Source organism: Avibacterium volantium (assembly GCF_049366555.1).
Classification (GTDB): Bacteria; Pseudomonadota; Gammaproteobacteria; order Enterobacterales; family Pasteurellaceae; genus Avibacterium; species Avibacterium volantium_A.
The window spans coordinates 1-20806 of the sequence record NZ_JBMMGT010000033.1 but is presented as its reverse complement, the minus strand read 5'-3'; the positions used below and the strand labels follow the sequence as shown (position 1 = coordinate 20806).

The 20806-nt window shown below is 42.1% G+C and carries 18 protein-coding genes and 1 pseudogene; 5 read left to right on the top strand and 14 right to left on the bottom strand.

From position 1 onward, the window contains the following. Nucleotides 1-123: 123 nt before the first annotated feature. The 5 genes from murI to gmk all read right to left on the bottom strand — a co-directional run bounded on the left by murI (nt 124) and on the right by gmk (nt 6225). A complete protein-coding gene (gene murI, locus ACLS0A_RS09830; RefSeq protein ID WP_416083336.1) occupies nt 124-918 on the bottom strand; it encodes a glutamate racemase in 795 nt (264 codons plus the stop codon). Between the two features lie 67 nt (nt 919-985). Further along, nucleotides 986-3067 carry an ATP-dependent DNA helicase RecG gene (gene recG, locus ACLS0A_RS09825; RefSeq protein ID WP_416083335.1) on the bottom strand — a complete coding sequence of 694 codons (2082 nt, stop codon included), beginning with the start codon at nt 3065-3067 and terminating at the stop codon, nt 986-988. Further along, the gene (spoT, locus tag ACLS0A_RS09820) at nt 3067-5190 is read right to left on the bottom strand and encodes a bifunctional GTP diphosphokinase/guanosine-3',5'-bis pyrophosphate 3'-pyrophosphohydrolase (protein ID WP_416083334.1); all 2124 of its coding nucleotides are present in this window, start codon (nt 5188-5190) and stop codon (nt 3067-3069) included. Before spoT ends, recG begins: the two co-directional genes overlap by 1 nt. 75 nt (nt 5191-5265) lie before the next feature. Continuing rightward, nucleotides 5266-5532: a DNA-directed RNA polymerase subunit omega gene (rpoZ, locus tag ACLS0A_RS09815; RefSeq protein ID WP_103855460.1), complete on the bottom strand. Its 267-nt coding sequence runs from the start codon at nt 5530-5532 to the stop codon at nt 5266-5268. Between the two features lie 66 nt (nt 5533-5598). Continuing rightward, complete coding sequence (gene gmk, locus ACLS0A_RS09810) at nt 5599-6225, bottom strand: guanylate kinase (RefSeq protein ID WP_416083333.1); 627 nt, start codon at nt 6223-6225, stop codon at nt 5599-5601. A 281-nt stretch (nt 6226-6506) separates the two neighbouring features. Here gmk and gapA point away from each other — a divergent pair, with 281 nt between their 5' ends. The 4 genes from gapA (at nt 6507) to nrdG (ending at nt 13328) form a co-directional block, all read left to right on the top strand. Continuing rightward, complete coding sequence (gapA, locus tag ACLS0A_RS09805; RefSeq protein ID WP_103854106.1) at nt 6507-7511, top strand: glyceraldehyde-3-phosphate dehydrogenase; 1005 nt, start codon at nt 6507-6509, stop codon at nt 7509-7511. 311 nt (nt 7512-7822) lie between these two features. After that, nucleotides 7823-9619, top strand: a complete 1797-nt coding sequence (locus ACLS0A_RS09800) for an AMP-dependent synthetase/ligase (protein WP_416083332.1) — start codon at nt 7823-7825, stop codon at nt 9617-9619. 301 nt (nt 9620-9920) lie between these two features. Beyond that, nucleotides 9921-12047 (top strand): anaerobic ribonucleoside-triphosphate reductase, encoded by a 2127-nt coding sequence (nrdD, locus tag ACLS0A_RS09795; protein WP_416083331.1) that lies wholly within the window; start codon nt 9921-9923, stop codon nt 12045-12047. An 810-nt stretch (nt 12048-12857) separates the two neighbouring features. Continuing rightward, the gene (nrdG, locus tag ACLS0A_RS09790; RefSeq protein WP_416083330.1) at nt 12858-13328 is read left to right on the top strand and encodes an anaerobic ribonucleoside-triphosphate reductase-activating protein; all 471 of its coding nucleotides are present in this window, start codon (nt 12858-12860) and stop codon (nt 13326-13328) included. A 150-nt stretch (nt 13329-13478) separates the two neighbouring features. Here nrdG and ACLS0A_RS09785 read toward each other — a convergent pair. The 9 genes and pseudogenes from ACLS0A_RS09785 to ACLS0A_RS09745 all read right to left on the bottom strand — a co-directional run. Beyond that, nucleotides 13479-13842 (bottom strand): annotated as a pseudogene (locus tag ACLS0A_RS09785) (NAD(P)H-dependent oxidoreductase); the annotation flags it as partial. A gap of 126 nt (nt 13843-13968) precedes the next feature. After that, entirely contained in the window at nt 13969-14811 is an 843-nt protein-coding gene (locus ACLS0A_RS09780) for an ABC transporter six-transmembrane domain-containing protein (protein ID WP_416083329.1), read from the bottom strand. A gap of 17 nt (nt 14812-14828) precedes the next feature. After that, entirely contained in the window at nt 14829-15245 is a 417-nt protein-coding gene (locus ACLS0A_RS09775) for a MarR family winged helix-turn-helix transcriptional regulator (protein ID WP_423105285.1), read from the bottom strand. Nucleotides 15246-15383: 138 nt separating this feature from the next. Continuing rightward, nucleotides 15384-17201, bottom strand: a complete 1818-nt coding sequence (locus ACLS0A_RS09770; RefSeq protein ID WP_423105286.1) for an ATP-dependent nuclease — start codon at nt 17199-17201, stop codon at nt 15384-15386. A gap of 158 nt (nt 17202-17359) precedes the next feature. Beyond that, nucleotides 17360-18046: an antibiotic biosynthesis monooxygenase gene (locus ACLS0A_RS09765; RefSeq protein WP_416083326.1), complete on the bottom strand. Its 687-nt coding sequence runs from the start codon at nt 18044-18046 to the stop codon at nt 17360-17362. Between the two features lie 70 nt (nt 18047-18116). Then, complete coding sequence (locus ACLS0A_RS09760) at nt 18117-18503, bottom strand: VOC family protein (RefSeq protein WP_126373374.1); 387 nt, start codon at nt 18501-18503, stop codon at nt 18117-18119. 205 nt (nt 18504-18708) lie between these two features. Beyond that, entirely contained in the window at nt 18709-19458 is a 750-nt protein-coding gene (locus tag ACLS0A_RS09755; RefSeq protein WP_416083325.1) for an SDR family oxidoreductase, read from the bottom strand. Between the two features lie 143 nt (nt 19459-19601). Further along, nucleotides 19602-19889, bottom strand: a complete 288-nt coding sequence (locus tag ACLS0A_RS09750; protein ID WP_416083324.1) for a YciI family protein — start codon at nt 19887-19889, stop codon at nt 19602-19604. 12 nt (nt 19890-19901) lie between these two features. After that, nucleotides 19902-20459 carry an NAD(P)H-dependent oxidoreductase gene (locus ACLS0A_RS09745; RefSeq protein WP_416083323.1) on the bottom strand — a complete coding sequence of 186 codons (558 nt, stop codon included), beginning with the start codon at nt 20457-20459 and terminating at the stop codon, nt 19902-19904. A 107-nt stretch (nt 20460-20566) separates the two neighbouring features. On the opposite strand from ACLS0A_RS09745, the gene ACLS0A_RS09740 reads away from it, so the two are divergent. Further along, nucleotides 20567-20797 carry a LysR family transcriptional regulator gene (locus ACLS0A_RS09740; protein ID WP_416083322.1) on the top strand — a complete coding sequence of 77 codons (231 nt, stop codon included), beginning with the start codon at nt 20567-20569 and terminating at the stop codon, nt 20795-20797. Nucleotides 20798-20806 lie beyond the last annotated feature (9 nt).

Sequence of the window (20806 nt, the reverse complement as noted above, 5' to 3'; positions counted from 1 at the left end):
AATCGCAAAAAACACGAAAAATCATTGCAACTGATTATTTTAAAATCACACCGCTGAATTATCAGGCAAAGTGCGGTGGAAAATTAGCAAAATTTTTACCGCACTTTATTATTTCACGCGTTCTTATTCACCTAAAGTGAGCGCGTGCAATTCTGAAAAACCAAATTGTTTAAATACCTTTAATAACGAAAGCTGTTCTTTGCTTTCTTTTGTGCAATAGACCAGATTATCTTTAGCTGATTTTTGCTGCGATTCACCGAGTAAATCTTTCACGCGTTTAGCGATCGCTTTGCTAGGATCTAAAAAATATTTCACTTGTGGCAAGCAAGCTTTTAATTCTGCTTTTAAGAATGGAAAATGTGTGCAACCTAAAATCACCGTATCCAAGGTTAAATTTCGTTGCCAATCTTTGACCTCGCGTAAAAGCCTAATGGGATCAACGGGATAACCTTGCAATTTTTCTTCTGCAATTTTAACTAATTCTGTACTCCCCAACTTTTCCACTTCGCAGTGGCTTGCGTAGTCTTGGATCAATTTATCGACATAAGGGCGTTTTACGGTGCCTTTGGTGGCGAGCAAGCCGATGACGCCTGTTTGCGTTTGTTGAGCAGCAGGTTTGATAGCAGGAACCGTTCCTACAACAGGGCAAGAAAATTTTTCGCGCAAGGCAGGCAGAACCACGGTGCTTGCGGTATTGCAGGCAATCACAATTAAATCAAGTGGATGTTGCTGCGCGATTTTCTGACAAATTGCCACACAACGTTCAATGATCGCCTGTTCAGCTTTTTCAGAGTAAGGGAAAAAAGCATTATCTAAACAATAAAGATAGTGGCAGTCTGGCAACAAGGCTTTCACTTCGCGATAAACGCTTAAGCCGCCAATGCCTGAATCAAAAAATAAGATGGTTGGTGCTGTCATTTTTGTAGGAAATTCATTGATATTGAGATGATCTTATACCTTCGTTCAGCACATCTCAAGGTAAAGTTTACGCATTGGAATAAATGGTTTTCTCATCAAGCCAACGCTGAATCAAAGTCTCAGAAAGTTGTGGATATTTGCTGATCATTGCTCTGGCATAATGCTGTACAGTTGGGATCATTTTTCGATCACGCATTAAATTCGCCACTTTAAATTCCGCCACGCCGGTTTGTTTTGTGCCTAACACTTCCCCCGGCCCACGAATTTCCAGATCTTTTTCCGAAATATAGAAGCCGTCTTGGCTTTCACGCAATACTTGTAAGCGTTTTTTCGACACCTTACCAAGCGGAGGCTTATACATTAAAACACAGAAAGATGCCGTACTTCCGCGCCCAACTCGACCACGCAACTGGTGAAGTTGAGATAGCCCAAGGCGTTCGGCATTTTCAATAATCATCAAGCTGGCATTAGGCACATCTACACCCACTTCAATCACGGTGGTTGCCACCAATACATCTAACTCGGCTGCTTTGAAACTTGCCATAATCTCTTGTTTTTCAGTGGGTTTCATTCGCCCGTGAACTAAACCGATGCGTAAATTTGGCAGCGCTTTGGTTAAATCTTCCCAAATGGCTTCCGCTGCTTGCGCTTCCAGCACTTCACTTTCATCAATGAGCGTGCAAACCCAATAGGCCTGACGCTTTTCATTCACGCAAGCCTGATACACACGCGCGACAATTTCTGCGCGGCGCTCTTCTGAAATGGCAATAGTGGTGATCGGCGTTCGTCCTGGAGGTAATTCATCAATAACTGATGTATCTAAATCCGCATACACCGTCATTGCTAAGGTACGCGGAATAGGGGTGGCGGTCATAATTAATTGATGAGGGTAATTGCCTGATTTTCCGCCTTTTTCCCGCAACATTAGCCGCTGATGTACGCCAAATCGGTGCTGTTCATCAATAATCACTAAGGCGAGATCATTAAATTCTACGTCCTGTTGAAATAAGGCATGCGTTCCCACAATCATCTGCACTTCGCCTGCTTTCATCTGCTCTAGCACAGCTTGTCGAGCCTTGCCTTTGACTTTTCCTGCTAGCCAACCCACTTTGATGCCTAAAGGCTCAAACCAATTTTGGAAATTAGCAAAATGCTGTTCCGCCAAAATTTCTGTCGGCGCCATAAGTGCCACTTGCTTTTGATTGTCAATTGCCACCAGTGCAGCTAATGCCGCGACCAAGGTTTTCCCCGATCCCACATCGCCCTGCACTAATCGCATCATTGGATAAGGCTTTTGCAGATCTTGCTCAATATCCTGCACCACTCGGCGTTGTGCATTGGTGGGGGTGAAGGGTAAACGCTGTAAAAAGCGTGATTTGAGATCCGTTTGATATTGCAAGGGCAGTGCAAAAAACTGCTGAATATTTGACCGCACTTTTTGCATTGCCAAATTATGTGCTAATAATTCTTCAAAAATTAACCGCACTTGCGCAGGGTGCTGTCCTTTTTCCAGCATTTCCAGCGACACATCTGGCGGTGGACGATGTAAAAAACGGATCGCCTCTTTCAAACTGTATGGATAAGGATTAAATTCATCAGGCAAAATTTCGGGCAGCTGGATTTTATCAAGCAAAGCCAGCGCTTGATCCGTTAATTTGCGTAAAGAATTTTGCTTTAATCCTTCTGTGGTGGGATAAATTGGCGTCAGGGTTTCAGCCATTACCAAAGGGGCATCATCACGAATAATTTGATATTCGGGGTGATGAATTTCTGCCATAAAGCGACCTCGTTTGATTTCGCCAAAGGCTTTCACTTTCGTTCCCACTTGAAAGCTGTTTCGCATTGCGGCATTGAAATTGAAAAAACGTAAAGTCAGCTTCGATGTGCCATCAGACACCACGACCGTTAAAATCGGGCGGCGTCCAAATTGCACTTCGCAAAGCTGAACCGTGGCGCTAATTGTGGCATATTGTTCAGGGCGAAGATCGATTATGGGCGTAATTCTTGTACGGTCTTCATAACGGCTAGGCAGATGAAAAAGCAAATCTTGCAGATTATTAATGCCAATTCGGCTCAGTTTTGCCGAAACCGCTGCGCCTACACCAGAAAGTGTGGTCAGCGGAACTGCACCAAGAATTTCCGTAGCCATTAGCGATTTATATTACGTTCAATGCTGACAAAACCGGGTAAGGTTTTGATTTTGCGCATAATTTGACTTAAATGATGGGTATCTTTTGCCGTCAATAACACCACGATTTGATATAAACGGCCGTCTTGCTCTTCCGTCCAAATGCTGTGAATATTGCTATCCATCGCGGAAATATTAGAGGTTAAATTCGGCAGCGCCCCTTGCTGATTAATCATTTCAATGCGTAATTCGGTTTCAAATTCCACTTTGTTATCGCTTTTCTCCCAAGTAACTGGGGTGAAATGCTCTGGATTTTCTTTTCGATTACGCAAATTTGCACAAGCTTCGTGATGCACCACTAGGCCTTTCCCTGGGCTTGCGTATGCCACAATCGGATCACCCGGAATTGGGTGGCAACATTGCGCAAAGGTGGTAAGCAGGCTTTCATTGCCGTTAATGACAAAAATATTTTTATTGTTGCTGAGATCGCCGTCTGTATCAATTTCAATGCTTTCGCCTAATAAACGATAAGCAATCACGGCACTCATTTGGTTACCTAAACCAATTTCCGCCAATAAATCTTCAAAACGATTAAGTTTTAGATCGCTTAATAATTCATCAATTCGTTGCTCTGGGATTTGTTCTAATTTATGTGGCAGCAACGCATTAGTAAGTTGGCGTTTACCAAGAACGATCGCCGTATCTGAACGCAGATTTTTCAAGGCGTGGCGAATATTAGAACGGGCTTTTGCGGTTACCACAAAATTCAGCCAGCCCACATCAGGTTGTGCTGTCGGTGCGGTGATAATTTCAATGGTTTGCCCTGATTGCAATGATTGAGAAAGGGGATAAGGTTTGCGATCCACATTGGCTGCGATACAGGCATTGCCAATGCCAGAATGCACCGCATAAGCGAAATCTACTGGGGTTGCGCCCACTGGCAATTCCACAATACGCCCTTTCGGGGTAAACACATAAATCTCTTTCGGGAAAAATTCTGATTTGACACTTTCAATAAATTCAAAAGAATTACCCGCACTTTGTTGAAGCTCAATCAAGCTTTGTAGCCAACGCTGAGCACGAATTTGTGCGGTAGTGCTGTCATTTTTGCCGCCTTGCTTATATGCCCAATGTGCCGCAACCCCCATTTCTGCCATTTGATCCATTTCTTCCGTGCGGATTTGCACTTCCACTGGCACGCCGTGTGGGCCAATCATCGAAGTATGCAGGGATTGATAACCATTGGCTTTCGGCACGGCAATATAATCTTTCACACGCCCCGGACGTGGCTTATACAAACCGTGCATTTGCCCTAATACACGGTAGCAAGTATCCACATCTTTCACCACCGCACGGAACGCATAAATATCCATAATGGAATGAAATTGCTGATCTTTTAAGCGCATTTTTTGATAAATGGCATAAAGATGTTTTTCTCGCCCAAATACGCGCGCTTCAATGCCCACATCTGCTAAACGTCCTTTGATTTCATCAGAAATCCGTTCGATCATATCTTTGCGGTTACCACGCGCAATTTGAATAACTTTTTGTAAGACGGCATAACGTTGCGGGTGCATTGCTTCAAAGCCGAGATCTTCTAGCTCATTTTTAATATGTTCGATCCCTAAACGATGGGCAAGTGGGGCGTAAATTTCCAAAGTTTCTTTCGCAATTCTACGCCGTTTGTCAGGGCGTAATGCGCCAAGAGTACGCATATTGTGGGTGCGGTCAGCCAGTTTAATCAGAACAACACGAATGTCTTTGGTCATCGCCAAAATCATTTTGCGGAAATTTTCCACTTGGGCTTCTTGGCGGGTGCGGAATTTGAGCTTATCTAACTTAGATACGCCTTCAACAATTTCAGCAACACTCGCACCAAATTCTTCTTTGAGCTGTTCTTCAGTGTAAGGAGTGTCTTCAATCACATCGTGCAACAATGCGCCCATCACGGCTTCGTGATCTAAACGCATTTCTGCAATAATTGATGCCACCGCAACAGGGTGAGTAATGTACGGCTCGCCGCTGGAGCGAGATTGTCCTTCGTGTGCATCTCGTGCGATAACGTATGCACGTCTTACTAATTCAATTTGTTCAGGCGGTAAATAGCCTCGGATAATATGCTCTAAACGTTCAAATAAGTACAAAGGACACCTAACTTTTTATTCAAATTTTATTGCCAATGATAAAAATGGAACAAAAAACAACCGCACTTTTATCGCTTATGAAGATAATAAAGACACTGCGTGATGCTCTGTTGCTTCTTGCTCTAAAGCATCTTGGCGCTCGTGCGCATTCATAATTTCGTTGTTAATCAAGCCTTTTTCAATTTCACGCAAAGCGATTACCGTTGGCTTATCATTATCTTCTGGAACTAGAGGTTCACGCAAATGTAATTGTAACTCTCTTGCACGGCGTGCTGCGGTTAAAATTAAATCAAAACGGTTACCAATTTGCTCTACCGCATCTTGCACTGTTACACGAGCCATAAATTTACTCCAATCAGTTAAAATTCTTCAATAAATAAAAGGGATATAATGATACTAAAATGTCAATTATTTTGCCAGTAATTGATGAATTAAAGCGATATTTTGCGCTTGTTGATAGCTTTTCGTTAAGCATTCCGCACGCAAAATATGTTGTAAATCCGCTACCGCTTGCTCGAAATTATCATTAATAATCACATAATCATATTCGTCATAGTGGGACATTTCACTGGTGGCTTTTGCCATACGATCAGCAATGACTTCTGCGCTATCCTGCCCACGTCCAATTAAACGACGTTCCAATTCTTCAACTGAAGGGGGCAAAATAAAAATACTTTTAACTTGTGGCAATTTAGCGCGAATTTGTTGCGCCCCTTGCCAATCAATATCTAAAAAAACATCAATGCCTTGCACCAAACTTTTTTCAATGGTCGGCAAGGATGTACCATAATAATTGCCGCCAAACACTTTGGCATATTCCAAGAACAAATCTTGTTCGATTAGACGTTCAAATTCTTCTTTACTGACAAAATGATAATGCACGCCGTCCACTTCACCGGGGCGAGGTGCACGCGTGGTATGGGAAACAGAAACCATCATTTCACGCCCATTGTCTTTCGCCAATAAGGCGGCGATTAAAGACGATTTCCCCGCGCCGCTTGGGGCTGAAATAATATAAAGGTTACCTTGGCTCATTGTTTATCCTTAATTTTCATCAAATTTCGTTCATTATGCCGATAAATCGGAAAAAAATCATTAGAAGTGCGGTGTTTTTTTACTTAATTTTTACAAAATAAAAACAAGCTAACTGGCTGATCCGCAAAGTTTTGATGTAGATCACAAATGTTTTACGGTTTTCTTGCGAGTTAGTTTCACCCTACCTAAAAAGCGTGCTATAATCCACCGCGAACGGAAAATAGAATGCTTTCTATGCACCGTAACCCTTTTGTTTAACTTAAATTATAGGTGAAAAACTTATGGCTATTAAAATTGGTATCAATGGTTTCGGCCGTATCGGTCGTATCGTATTCCGTGCAGCACAACAACGCGATGACATCGAAGTTGTTGGCATCAACGACTTAATTGACGTTGAATATATGGCTTATATGTTGAAATATGATTCAACTCACGGTCGTTTCGATGGTACTGTTGAAGTGAAAGACGGTCATTTAGTGGTAAACGGTAAAACAATCCGTGTAACTTCTGAGCGTGATCCTGCAAACCTTAAATGGAACGAAATCGGTGTTGATATCGCAGTTGAAGCAACAGGTATCTTCTTAACAGATGAAACTGCTCGCAAACACATTGAAGCAGGCGCGAAAAAAGTTGTTTTAACTGGTCCTTCTAAAGATGCTACTCCAATGTTTGTAAACGGCGTAAACTTTGATACTTATGCTGGTCAAGACATCGTTTCAAACGCATCTTGTACAACAAACTGTTTAGCACCATTAGCGAAAGTAATTAACGACAAATGGGGTATCAAAGACGGTTTAATGACAACTGTTCACGCAACAACTGCAACTCAAAAAACAGTTGATGGTCCTTCAGCGAAAGACTGGCGTGGTGGTCGTGGTGCTTCTCAAAACATCATTCCATCTTCAACAGGTGCAGCGAAAGCAGTAGGTAAAGTAATTCCTGAATTAAATGGTAAATTAACTGGTATGGCGTTCCGTGTTCCTACACCAAACGTGTCTGTAGTTGATTTAACTGTAAACCTTGAAAAACCAGCAACTTACGCTGAAATCTGTGCAGAAATCAAACGTGCTTCTGAAAACGAATTGAAAGGCGTTTTAGGCTACACTGAAGATGCAGTAGTATCAACAGACTTCAACGGCTGCGCATTAACTTCTGTATTCGATGCAGAAGCGGGTATCGCATTAACTGATACTTTCGTTAAATTAGTCTCTTGGTACGATAACGAAACAGGTTATTCAAACAAAGTATTAGACTTAGTAGCTCACATTCACAACTACAAAGGCTAATTAAAAAACCTTCAAAATTAAGCCGCACTTTTAAAGTGCGGTTTTTTTTCGCCACATTTTTATTGCTGTGATTGATTATCTCTAATTTCCCTGTCTGCTTTTCGCTAAGAATATCCTGTCTTTTCTAGATAAAAATGAACAGCTGTTCGCTTGCTAAAACTATTATATTGCTCACAAAATCACTGGTTATCCGTAGTTTTAAACGGATTTTTCTCGCTTTTTCTTTGATTAACGATTATATTTAGCCTTACAGCTGTACGCTAAAACTCAGCTATTTGTTAAAAACGATTTGTTAAATAGGAAAAAGAAGAATGACAAATACCCTTGATTTTCATTTTGTTAGCCGCTTTCAACAGCAGGCAAAAACATTAAAAAATAACACCGCACTTCGTTATTTTGAAAATCAACAATGGCACGATATTTCTTGGGCTGACTTTCAGCAGCAAGTGAACGCCCTTTCTCTTGCGTTGCTTGCCCATCATATTGATGTACAAGATAAAATTGGTATTTTTGCACACAATATGCCGCGCTGGACAGTCGCTGATATTGCCACTTTGCAAATTCGCGCGATTACCGTGCCTATTTACGCCACGAACACCGCGCAACAAGCAGCATTTATCATTAATGATGCCGATATTAAAATTCTGTTTGTTGGCGATCAAGAACAGTATGATCAAGCACTACAAATCGTTGCAGATTGCCCGCAGTTACAACATATTGTCGCGATGAAAGACAGCATTCGGCTACACGATCACCCACAGGCTTGCCATTGGGCAGACTTTATCGCAACAGGCTCGCACACCAATCCCGCAGAATTACAACAGCGTCTTGATGAAAAACAACTGAATGATCTATTTACCCTGATTTATACTTCTGGCACCACAGGCAAGCCAAAAGGCGTAATGTTGGATTATGCCAACCTTGCTCATCAGCTAAAAGCCCACGATCAAGCATTGAAGCCGATTACAGAACAGGACATTTCTCTTTCTTTTCTGCCGTTCTCCCATATTTTTGAACGTGCGTGGGTGGCCTATGTGCTACATCGTGGCGCGGTGAATTGTTATATTGAAAACACCGACCAAGTGCGCGCGGCGTTAAGTGAAATCCGTCCAACATTAATGTGCGCCGTACCACGTTTTTACGAAAAAATTTACACCGCGATCCACGATAAAGTGCAGCAAGCGCCAAAGATTCGCCGCGCCTTATTTAACTGGGCAATGAACGTGGGACATCGTTATTTTGATCGTAAAAGCCAAAAACAACCCATTCCATTTTGGCTTAAACAGCAATTTTTCTTAGCGGATAAATTGGTGCTGAGCAAATTACGCAACCTACTCGGTGGACGTATTCGTATGATGCCGTGCGGCGGGGCAAAATTAGAACCTACCATTGGGCTATTTTTTCACAGCATTGGCATTAATATTAAGCTAGGTTATGGTATGACGGAAACTACCGCCACCGTTTCGTGCTGGGAAGATGATCATTTCGAGCCAAATTCTATCGGCAAGCTAATGCCGGGTGCGGAAGTAAAAATTGGCGAAAATGACGAAATCTTAGTGCGTGGCGAAATGGTAATGCGTGGTTATTACAAAAAACCAGAAGAAACGGCCGCCGCTTTTACTGCTGATGGTTTCTTAAAAACTGGTGATGCCGGTCAATTAGATGAACAAGGCCATCTTTACATCACCGATCGCATCAAAGAGCTAATGAAAACCTCAAACGGCAAATATATTGCGCCACAGCACATTGAAGGCAAAATCGGCAAAGATAAATTTATTGAGCAAATTGCCGTGATCGCTGATGCGAAAAAATATGTTTCCGCCTTGATCGTGCCTTGTTTTGCTTCTTTAGAAGAATATGCGAAAAAGCTCAATATCAAATATCAAGATCGTATGGAATTGATCAAACATTCCGAAATTATTCAGCTGTTTGAAAAACGCTTAAATGAATTGCAAAAAGAGCTGGCGAGCTTTGAGCAAGTGAAGAAATTCACCCTGCTACCACAGGCTTTCACCACCGCAATGAACGAAATTACTCCAACCTTAAAACTACGCCGCAAAGTGATTTTAGAACGTTATAAAGCGCAAATTGAAAAAATGTATAAATAATAAAGTGCGGTGATTTTTCACCGCATTTTTATTATCAATTTTTCCCCTAACAGCAAAAATTGCTGAGTTTTCCACCACACTTTTATTTTTATAAACTTTGATCTAAATCAATAAAACAAAACATTTATTGAGAACAATTCTCATCAATAAAGATAAAAACAGCCCAGTAAAATCAACTCATTCACCCCATTTCGTTCAAAAAATAAGCTAAAAAACCCTAATTTTTGTCTGTTGAATTTAGCAAAACATCTATATATAGTGCTTTCAAAATCATAAAGACACAAGATATAGGGGTTGTACAATGAGTTCGTTTTTTGTGATTAAACGCGATGGTTCACGCGCACAATTCGATATTCAGCGCATCATTAATGCTATTCGTAAAGCGGCATTGGCGGTTGGCATTGATCAGGAAAATTATTGGCAAAAAATGGGGCAACAGGTTGCCAATGGCATTTTTGCTAAGTATCAGCAGGAAATTGACATTCACGACATTCAGTTGCAGGTTGAAAATCAGTTAATGGCGAGTGATTATCCGCAAGTAGCACGGGCCTATATTGAGTATCGCCACGATCGTGATTTAGCGCGGGAAAAGCGGAGCCAGCTTACGCGTGAAATTGAAGGGCTGATTGAGCAAAGCAACGTGGAATTGCTTAATGAAAATGCTAATAAAGACGCGAAAGTGATCCCAACGCAGCGGGATTTGCTGGCAGGCATTGTGGCGAAACATTATGCCAAGCGTTACATTCTGCCGCGTGATGTGGTGGAAGCGCACGAAAAAGGGGAAATTCATTATCACGATTTGGATTACGCGCCATTCTTCCCAATGTTTAATTGTATGTTGGTGGATCTCAAAGGAATGCTCACCCAAGGTTTTAAAATGGGCAATGCAGAAATTGAACCGCCGAAATCCATCGGTACGGCAACGGCGGTTACCGCACAGATTATTGCCCAAGTCGCGAGCCATATTTACGGCGGCACAACCATTAATCGCATTGATGAAGTGCTTGCGCCCTATGTGCAACTGAGTTATGAAAAGCATTTAAAAACTGCCCAGCAATGGAAGGTGCCTGAGCCTGAAAATTATGCCAAGGCGTTGATTGAAAAGGATTGTTTTGACGCATTCCAATCGTTGGAATATGAAGTGAATACGCTTCACACGTCCAACGGACAAACCCCTTTTGTTACCTTTGGTTTTGGTTTAGGCACGAGCTGGCAAGCGCGTTTAATTCAGCAAGCCATTTTACGCAACCGAATTCGTGGCTTAGGCAAAAATCACAAAACGCCCGTCTTCCCGAAATTGGTTTTTACTATTAAAAAAGGCGTAAACCAACAAGCTGGCGATCCTAATTACGACATCAAACAACTGGCGTTGGAATGTGCTTCTAAACGAATGTATCCCGATATTCTCAATTATGAACAAGTGGTCAAAGTAACCGGCTCTTTTAAAGCACCAATGGGCTGCCGCAGTTTTTTAGGCGCGTATGAACAAGACGGCGAATTACAGCACGATGGACGCAACAACCTTGGCGTAGTCAGTCTGAATTTACCGCGTATCGCACTTGAAGCTAAAGGCGATGAGCAGCGTTTTTATGCCTTACTTGATGAACGCCTTGCCATCGCGAAAAAAGCCTTAATGACGCGCATTGCTCGCCTTGAAAACACCAAAGCACGAGTTGCCCCTATTTTATATATGGAGGGCGCGTGCGGCGTGCGATTGAAAGCTGATGATAACGTGGCGGAGATCTTCAAAAATGGCCGCGCTTCCATTTCCCTTGGCTATATTGGCATTCACGAAACCATCAACGCGCTTTATCCGCAATATCATATTTATGATGATGAGCAATTGCGACAAAAAGGCATTGCGATTGTGGAATATTTAGCCCAAGCCACCAAACAATGGCGACAAGAAACTGGTTACGCGTTTAGTCTTTATTCCACCCCAAGCGAAAATTTATGCGACCGTTTCTGTCGTTTAGACACCAAACAATTTGGCGTGATAACTGGCGTAACCGACAAAGGCTACTACACCAACAGCTATCATTTAGATGTGGAGAAAAAGGTCAATCCTTACGACAAACTGGATTTTGAAATGCCTTACCCACCACTGGCGAACGGCGGATTTATTTGCTACGGTGAATATCCCAATATTCAGCATAATCTCAAAGCTTTAGAAGATGTGTGGGATTACAGCTACGACCGCGTGCCTTACTACGGTACCAACACCCCGATTGATGAATGTTATGAATGTGGTTTCACCGGCGAATTTCACTGCACCAGCAAAGGCTTCACCTGCCCTAAGTGCGGTAACCACGACAGCGAAAAAGTTTCCGTCACCCGCCGAGTCTGCGGCTACCTAGGCAGCCCAGATGCCAGACCCTTTAATGCTGGGAAGCAGGAAGAGGTGAAAAGAAGAGTGAAACATTTGTAGGTGGGGAATGACGTTTTATTTTGGGGTTAAAAATTTTGTTTTATCGTCAAATCGCTTTTTTCTTTGTAGTTAAGAACGAGTTTCGCTCGTTGAGCGACCTACTTTCTTTTGCTTGCTCAAAAGAAAGTAGGCAAAGAAAAAAGCACCCGACTAAATTGCTTATCTTCATTTTTAACAAATTTTCTTCACGAAAAGTAAGCCCATACTCGCTGCGCTGCGTTCAGGCGTTACTTTTCTAAAAATTTGTTAAAAATGAAGGCAATTTACACGGGAGATTAATTCATTATCTTTTCCAGATCATAGATGGGGATTTTGAAGCTCTTCTGAAATAAGCGGGGAGATACTGTATTTAAGCCCAGATTTTGTAAAGCGGGAACTTTCAAGCCCCTCTTTAGTAAAGAGGGGGGGGAGATTTGTTCTAGAAGCCACTTCACCACCTACGAGCCGTAGGTGGTTAGATAGCACAGCCACGCCGTGGCTGGGACGAGAAAATTTTCTTTGTACTTTCTAACTTCTAACAAATTCAAAGAATTTCCACCGCACTTTAAATTTGCCCTAACTGAATTTCCCCGTCCAAACCGCCCGAATGAAGATAAAATTTTTAGAAAAGTAACGCCTGAACGCAGCGTAGCGAGTATGGGCTTACTTTTCGTCAAGAAAATTTTATTGGAATGAGGAAAAAGCGGTTTGATCGGGGTTCCCTTTTCTTTGCTTCCTTTCTTTTGGGTAAGCAAAAGAAAGGAAGTCGCCAACGGCGAAATCCGTTATCAATCACAAAGAAAAAATTAATTATTTAAGATAAACAATAAAATGAACTACCTCCAATATTACCCCGTTGACATCGTAAACGGCGAAGGCACACGTTGCACTTTATTTGTGAGCGGCTGCGAACACGCTTGTAAAGGCTGTTACAACCAAAAAAGCTGGTCATTCAGTGCGGGCATTCTCTTTGATAAAGCAATGGAAGATCAAATTATTCGTGATCTACAAGATCAACGCATTAAACGGCAGGGTCTTAGCTTATCAGGCGGTGATCCCTTACACCCGAGAAACGTGCCGACCTTGCTTGCCTTAGTCAAACGCGTCAAAAGGGAATGCCCAGATAAAGACATTTGGCTTTGGACTGGCTACAAACTCGCCGAACTTAACGATCTTCAACGCCAGATGCTGCCTTATATTGATGTTCTCATTGACGGCAAATTTATCAAAGAACAAGCCGATCCTTCGCTTATTTGGCGTGGATCAGCAAATCAGGTAATTTATCGGTTTAAGGTAGAGTGAGATTTTGAATAACTGAAAGGCATTTTGCGGAAGTATGGAGAATAAAAATGCCTAGCTTTTAAAAAACCCAAGTTCATTTCAACTTGGGTTTTATACTTTTTATTGCACTCAGGCTGCCTGAAAATGTTCAGGCAATTTTTAGTCGTGGGATTAAGCCGAGGCTTTGCCAAAAACCTCCACCAAATGCTGGCGATAATTCTCCAAATACATCGGTACATTCGGTGATTTAATCACGTCATTGCAGATAAACGTTGGCAGCGCCGTTGTGCCGATAAATTCGTTAGCTTTGTGGAAGTGGTTGTACACGCCGTCCACGCCCACGCCGTCAAAGAAATCACCTTTACGGGTGAAAGCTTCAATCGGTGCATTCCAAGTGAGCGAAAGCATATGTTTACGCCCTTGCAATAGTCCGCCTGTGCCCATAGCCTTCGGTAGGGTTTACGCGGTGGCGGCCATCGCTTTCATATAATTTACCGTGTCCAAGGGTGAACACTTCATCAATGTATTTTTTCACGATTGATTTTTTGAGTGAGTATCTGCCAAAACAGGCGTGGTGCGTGCGATAAGCTTTTCAGGTAGCGTGAAAAGAAAAACCCGAGTTCACTCTTCAAACTCGGCTTTGTATCAAGACGGTTTTTCCTCACCCCACCTGCACCCTTTGCGCAATGTCTTTCAAATTACTGTAGTTTTCCACCAAACGCGGCGCATCATCCAGCGCCATGGCGAACATCCACAAATAAGTCGTTATCGAATAAACATGCCCAGCGCTTTGATAGCCGTGCAGGCTTAAATAAACAAAGCTAAAGCCAAACAGCACACTCATCGCCGTCCCAATCAGAAAATAGCCCAAAGCCTCACGATTGGAAATCAGCACGCGCAAACGCGCCACCAAACGATAATGCCGCCAAAGACGGTTGGCATCACTTTGGCGGATATGGTGATTATCCTGCTCCAGGCGGTTATTCAGACGGCCATAAAGCCCCTCACTCATTCGGGAAAACCACGGCAGCAGCAACAGAAACAGCAATAAAATCAACAAAGAGAACAGACTAATCGGCCATTCCAGCACCGTTAACATCAGACACGCCCCCACAATCGACAAAATAGAGGTGATGGACTGCGGCAAATGTTCCTCAAAGAAATTCACAAACTCCCGCGACAAAGCCACTCTTGCGGTAATGGCAGAAACAGAAACCGCCTGCGACCGCTGGTTTAAAATCACAGGGACGGCGATTTGCGTATAAATATGGGTAAACGCGCGAGTATCCACCGAACGGCGCAATCCGCCAATGCCCCACATCAACAGCACCAACAGGCCATAAGTCAGCGACTGCCACACCTGCCCATTCATCACCGCATTGACGGCAAAACCGCCAAATAAGGGATAGCAAAGAAACAGAAAATTTTCCGCACCGACCAAGGCAAAAGTTGCCAGTAATAAGCGGAAATGGTTCTGACCGATATTTTTCAGGCTTTGCCACATGATGCCTGCTCCACATGCTAGGCAAATACTTGCTCAAACTGCTGTAATAATTGACACAGCTGGCGCGTATTTTCCGCACCAAACTGCTCAAAAACCGTCTGGCTCAATTGCTCAAAGGCCTGCACCAAACCGTCAGCCTGTGCTTGGCCTTTTGCGGTTAAAACCAACCATTTTTCCCGTCTGTCCTTCTCGCTGTCCTGAATGGCAATCAAGCCCTGTTCCTGCAATTGTTTGCACAGACTAAACACCGTCTGCTTGGACAATTGCCATGCCTCGCTGATGTTTTTCTGCGTCAAACGCTGCGCTTCTGACACCGCAATGCCATACAGCACGGCAAAACGGTTGTAGGGAATGCCCTGCTTTTGCAGCCAGCGGTCATATAAATGTTCGATACTGCCCATTTGCTGGGCAAGCTGTTCCAGATGATTGTGCATAAAAAAGTCCGAAAATTGACTAAAAAGTCATTATAGTCAATTTTCGGACTAAATCAAAATAAGGGAATGTGTTTGTTAAAATAAAGATATTCAGGATCTTATTTAAAAATAGTATTAAATACTATACTTATTATTGCTTCATAAATTTAAGCTTTTATTAACAACTTTTCGGACATCATCATCTTTATCTAAAATTATAGGAAATCCTTGTACCTCTAGTACTTTACTAATCATAGAAACTTCCAACTTTTCTTTTTCATTAATCTCGCAAGTAAAAATTGATGACTCACTAGTTATCATATCTAAACTAGCTCCTTCTGCATAACGAGCATGAATTGGAGTAATAAATGATAGAAGTGCATCTCTTATCGCTCTTGATTCATCAATATTTTCGCTATCCGCTGCAAACCTTAAGCATTTTACAATATCACTATATGTATCTTCTATTTTCTCATTAGACAATGTGAAAATATTTTCACTTTCACGAACAGCAGCATCAACTTTATCTGTAATTTCCTTATTGCTACAATAGTAGGATTCAACAGTTCCTTTTTTCAAAATAAACAATCCAACTTGTTCAAAAATATTAAATAAAGCAGAAATTCTATCTTTTATTTTTATCCATTCTTTAGTAAAGTCATCTCTATTGCTATTACATAATGAACATAATGCAGAACGCCTTTTCTGTAAGTTACTATCCTTTGTTAAATGAAAATAAGGGGGAGTCTCTGCTATTAAGGAAATATCTTTCGAATTAGTACTTTCTACCAATGAACAGAATTTATCATGAATTTCTTTAGCCATCTTCAAAATATCTGATCCACCTGAAGCACACACTAATTCATCTGCATGCGCTTTTATCACTGCATCATTAAAATAATCATTAACTAAATTCATTCCATCAGCAAAAGCATCTGCATCAACTAAAACTATTGGTTTTTTCCCCATTGTTCTAAATAATTTTACCGTTGCTGGCATAGCTTCTTTTCCATTAATTGGCAATATTTGGGATCCAGCAGCCTCAAGATTTAAATATAATTTATCGGAAAGTGTATTGCAAATAATAACATCAGATGGCCCTTCAACTAGCAATGGAGTTTTAGAAAATAGAGCCAGCTTATGTTCTTGTCCTAACCGAGCAATTACCCCTTTAATTTTTTCATTTTTTAATTCCCCTGAATCAATGCTAATTTGAGTAGGATTTTCTTTTAGATCATGACAAAAGATGAAAGATAGCAAGTCATCAGCTCTTGATATTTTGATCATTTCCGTTGAATGTGTTGCTAGTACAATGATTTTCTGATAACTATCATCAGTAGGAATGCCTGCTACACGAGAAATCTCTTTCAGCAAGAAGGCTTGTAACTGAGGATGCAGAGAAACTTCAGGCTCATCAATGAGTAAAACGCCAACTTCATCATCATATAGTGCTGTTAAAAGGCTAACTAAATGCAATAACCCCGATGCTTCACGTCCCGATGAATAAGGGCTATTATCAGATCCCATTTTAGAAAAATAAACTTTTAACTCACCAGAATCCCATTCAATACTTATATTTCTTTTGAATAGTTTTTGTAAGCGTTCTCTAACCTTAATAAGAATATCTGGGCGAGCAGATAATGTGTGCAAATCTCCTTCAATAGTTTCTATATCATGGCGACGTTCAGTGTATTGTTTCCCTCCATATTTGGCTTGGTCAATATGATCGCTGCCATAATGATACGGGTCATGACGAGAACGATATTGCTCTAATGTTCCTAAACGACCAGCAGAAATAAAGCGAACTTTCTTATCTGTATAACCTGAAAAGCTATTTTTAAATCCCTTTAACAGATGCGTTTTCCCTGAACCATTTGGACCAATAATAAAGGTCAGCGGAGATCTTAATTGAATGTCTCGTTTAAAATCACCATCATGACTATTAATATGAGCTGTAATAGATAGTGGAAACTCCATAATTTTTCCTTTATTAATTAGAATGCCAATCCTAGGACAAATTATATAGTGCTTTTTGAATTTCTTCCAGAAAATCAGCTTACTATCTAATTTAAAATAAGCTAGATAAGTAGGATAGACGGCAAGATTAAGGGGATAAAACCTTTCAGGCAGCCTATTCATTCTCCCCCCTGATTCCCCACCACTTCTGCCTTAACCTTCAGCATTTCTTTTTCTTCTACCATCTGTGCGGTTTTGGTCAAATATTCCTGAAAATGCGGAGTTTGGCGGTGTTGTTCATAGGCCTTGGCATCGGCATAGATTTCAAAAAATAGCCAATGATTCGGGGCATTTTTCTCCGTGCCTGCCGCCATCAGCCAAACGCCGTTTTCTTTGTCCATCGCGATTTGCATTTCGTTTTTCACGATTTGGGCAAACTCGTTTTGATACTCAGGTTTGACGTGGACTTTCACCAAATTGCTTTGCATGGTTTCGCTGGGCGTAAAGGTTTTTTCTGCCCAAAATTGCGGGGTTAATGGGGTGAATTTTTTATGGTCGGTGAGAATTTTCGGCGATGCTTGCAAAAAATACTGGTATTGCGGTGAGTTTTTATGGATTTGGTAGGCACCTTCATCGACGTATAACTCCAGCATATAGCCCAGTTGCGAATTATTTTGGGATTGCAAAGCAATCATCGCCAACGTGCCTTTTTCGTTTTTAATTGAGGTTTGGATATTGTGCTGTGCCACTTGGTGATAGGCGGTGTTTTGGCCTTCGGCAATGCCAAGTTCAAAGAAGTTCATGATGGGGGCTGCCTGAACGCTGAGACTGGCTGAAAGGGCAAATGCGGTCATGATTTTTTTCATGGTTTATCCTTTAAAAAAACGGCGAAAAACCTACGCTTTCTGCCGTCTTTCATAAATATTAACGATCAGTTTATAACTTCTCAATTCCACTAGTATCCGTCGCACATAAGCGGATACGATGACCATCAGGATCTAATGCTACAAACGTATAACCAAACTCAAGCTCTGTTGGCGGTAATGCCATTGGTATATTTCTAGCTTGGAAATCACGATAGATATTATTGACTTCATCTTTGGATATATCACTCAGACATAACTCAAAACCACCAAATGATAACTGTGGTTTAGGTTCAATATCGTGTTTTGTTTGAAGCCCTAAAATAAAACCATCCTTCAATGAAAAAACAGAAAATCCAGGATAAGCCTCTATAGGCCCTTCACCCAAGATACTTTTATAAAATTCCGTGCTAATGTCGACATTATCAACATATAAAATAATGCTATTTGGTTTAAACATAATACACCTCCAAATTCAAATACTATAAATATTATATCAAAAAGTACAACGTCCAGATCTAAGTCTTCCACCACAATTTTGCACGATTTTTAAGTCATCGGCTTGGTTGATGGCGGTAAAGTTTTTTGTTTCCCATATCATAACTCCCTTTCAAAAAACGGCAAAAAACGCATGCTTTCCGCCGTCTTTCATACTATTGATTTAATTACCAAGGCTGGGTGGTTGGGCCAATGGTAATTTCACTGATGTCGGTGTCTTCTGGCTGGCTTAAGGCAAACAGTACGGCGTTGGCGACACGGTCGGCAGGGATTTCGTACGTGTCGTACAGTTCACGGTAGCCTTTGGAAACTTGTTCGTTGGTGATGCCTGCGACCAATTCTGACTGCACGGCGGCAGGATAGAGGGTGGTGGTGCGGATATGGGTGCCCGCTTGGGCGGATTCCATGCGCAAGGCTTCCATGATGGCTTTTACTGCCCATTTGGTGCCGCAATATACCGCCGCGCCTGCATAGACTTTCAGCCCTGCCACTGATGAGGTGCTGAGAATATACCCTGATTTTTGTGCCTCAAAAGTGGGCAAGACGGCGGCAATGCCGTTCAATACGCCTTTGATGTTCACGTCCACCATGGCATTCCAATTGCCGGTTTCCAAAGCGGAAAGTGGTGAGCTGGGCATGAGGCCTGCGTTGAGGAAGATGGCATCGACTTTGCCGAAACGGTCTTTGGCAAGCTGTACAAGGGCTTGATTGTCTTCGGCTTTGACTACGTCCGTCACGCGGTAAGCGGCTTCACCGCCGTTTTGCGCGATTTTGTCGGCAATGGCTTTGAGCTTGTCTTCACGGCGCGCGCCCAAGACGATTTTTGCGCCTGCTGCTGCCAGTTTATAGGCTGTGGCTTCGCCAATACCTGATGATGCGCCTGTGATAATAACCACTTTATCTTGAATATTTTGCATTTTTTGCTCCTATTTTGCGTGAGAAAAGAATTTGACCAAATGTTAAGTGTGGTCAAATTTTATGAGATTTTTATTTCTTTTATTTTCAGACGGCATAAGCATTTTATAATGCCGTCTGAAAACCTTGTTTTCCGTGATTTCGCTTAATTTGCCATTTCCATTAAATCATTTGCGATAAATTTGGCGGCAAATTCGCGAACCTGATAATCTGCTAACTGTTTATGGAAATACACGTCTTCCGCCAAAATCACTTGCAAGGCGGCTTCATTTTCCGCTTGGGCAATAATCAAACCGCCTTTGTGATCTGCATATGGGCCAAATAGCAGGAATACGCCCGCTTCGGCATACTTTTTCAGCCAAGCACGATGCTCTTCTAACAAGGCATTCACGGCGTTATTTGTAGGATCTAATGAAATTTGTACTAAAAACATACCGCACTTTCCTTAATCTTGAATGGTTTTAACTAAGCGTGTTGCATGATCAAGGGCTTTCTCACGCACTGCTGCAAGCTGTTCCGCTGTGCTGACATTCGGGATTGTCATCATTCCGTTTGAATACACAGGCGGTAGCCACTGCATTTGGCAAAGGTTTGCAAGCTGTTGAAATGCGGGTAAAAATTGTTCTACTGTGTGATGCATTGCACCGTCAGGCTGATATTGCTCCGCCGCTGCGCCCGTGGTAAAAGAGATAAGCAATTTTTTGCCCGCCAATTTGCCGCCCGTGCTGCCATGCGCAAAGCCATACACAAACACATCGTCCACCCATTTTTTCAACAGTGCAGGATAGCTATACCAATAAAAAGGGAACTGCAACACGATTGTGTCCGCATTGAGCAAGCGGTTTTGCTCCGCCGCCACATCAATTTGGTAATTTGGATAAACCAAGTCCAAATGCACGATTTCTGCCTGTGGCAAGGCTTTTTCCAGTTGAGCGAGAATTTCACGATTCGCCACAGAATGCTCTAAATCGGGGTGTCCTGAAATAATTAATACTGAGTTCATTTTTGTTCCTTATTGCGTTCTGAATGAATTTGATGCGTAGTATAGACTTGCGCCATTGATTAAACTAGACTAACAATAACTAAAACAGAATTAGGTAAAAACTAACAATGGATAGCTCAACCTACCAACAACTGCGTATTTTCCACGCCATTGCCCGTGCTGGCAGCATCAGCGAAGCGACTCGCACATTGGGAATGACCACACCTTCTGCTAGTCAGGCATTGAAATTGCTGGAACAAAAAATGGATATGCCACTGTTTTGGCGAAACACTCGGCGTGTGGTGCTAACGGATGCGGGACAACGATTGTTGAACCAAACGGGTTCATTAATGGCATGATCTGCCCCA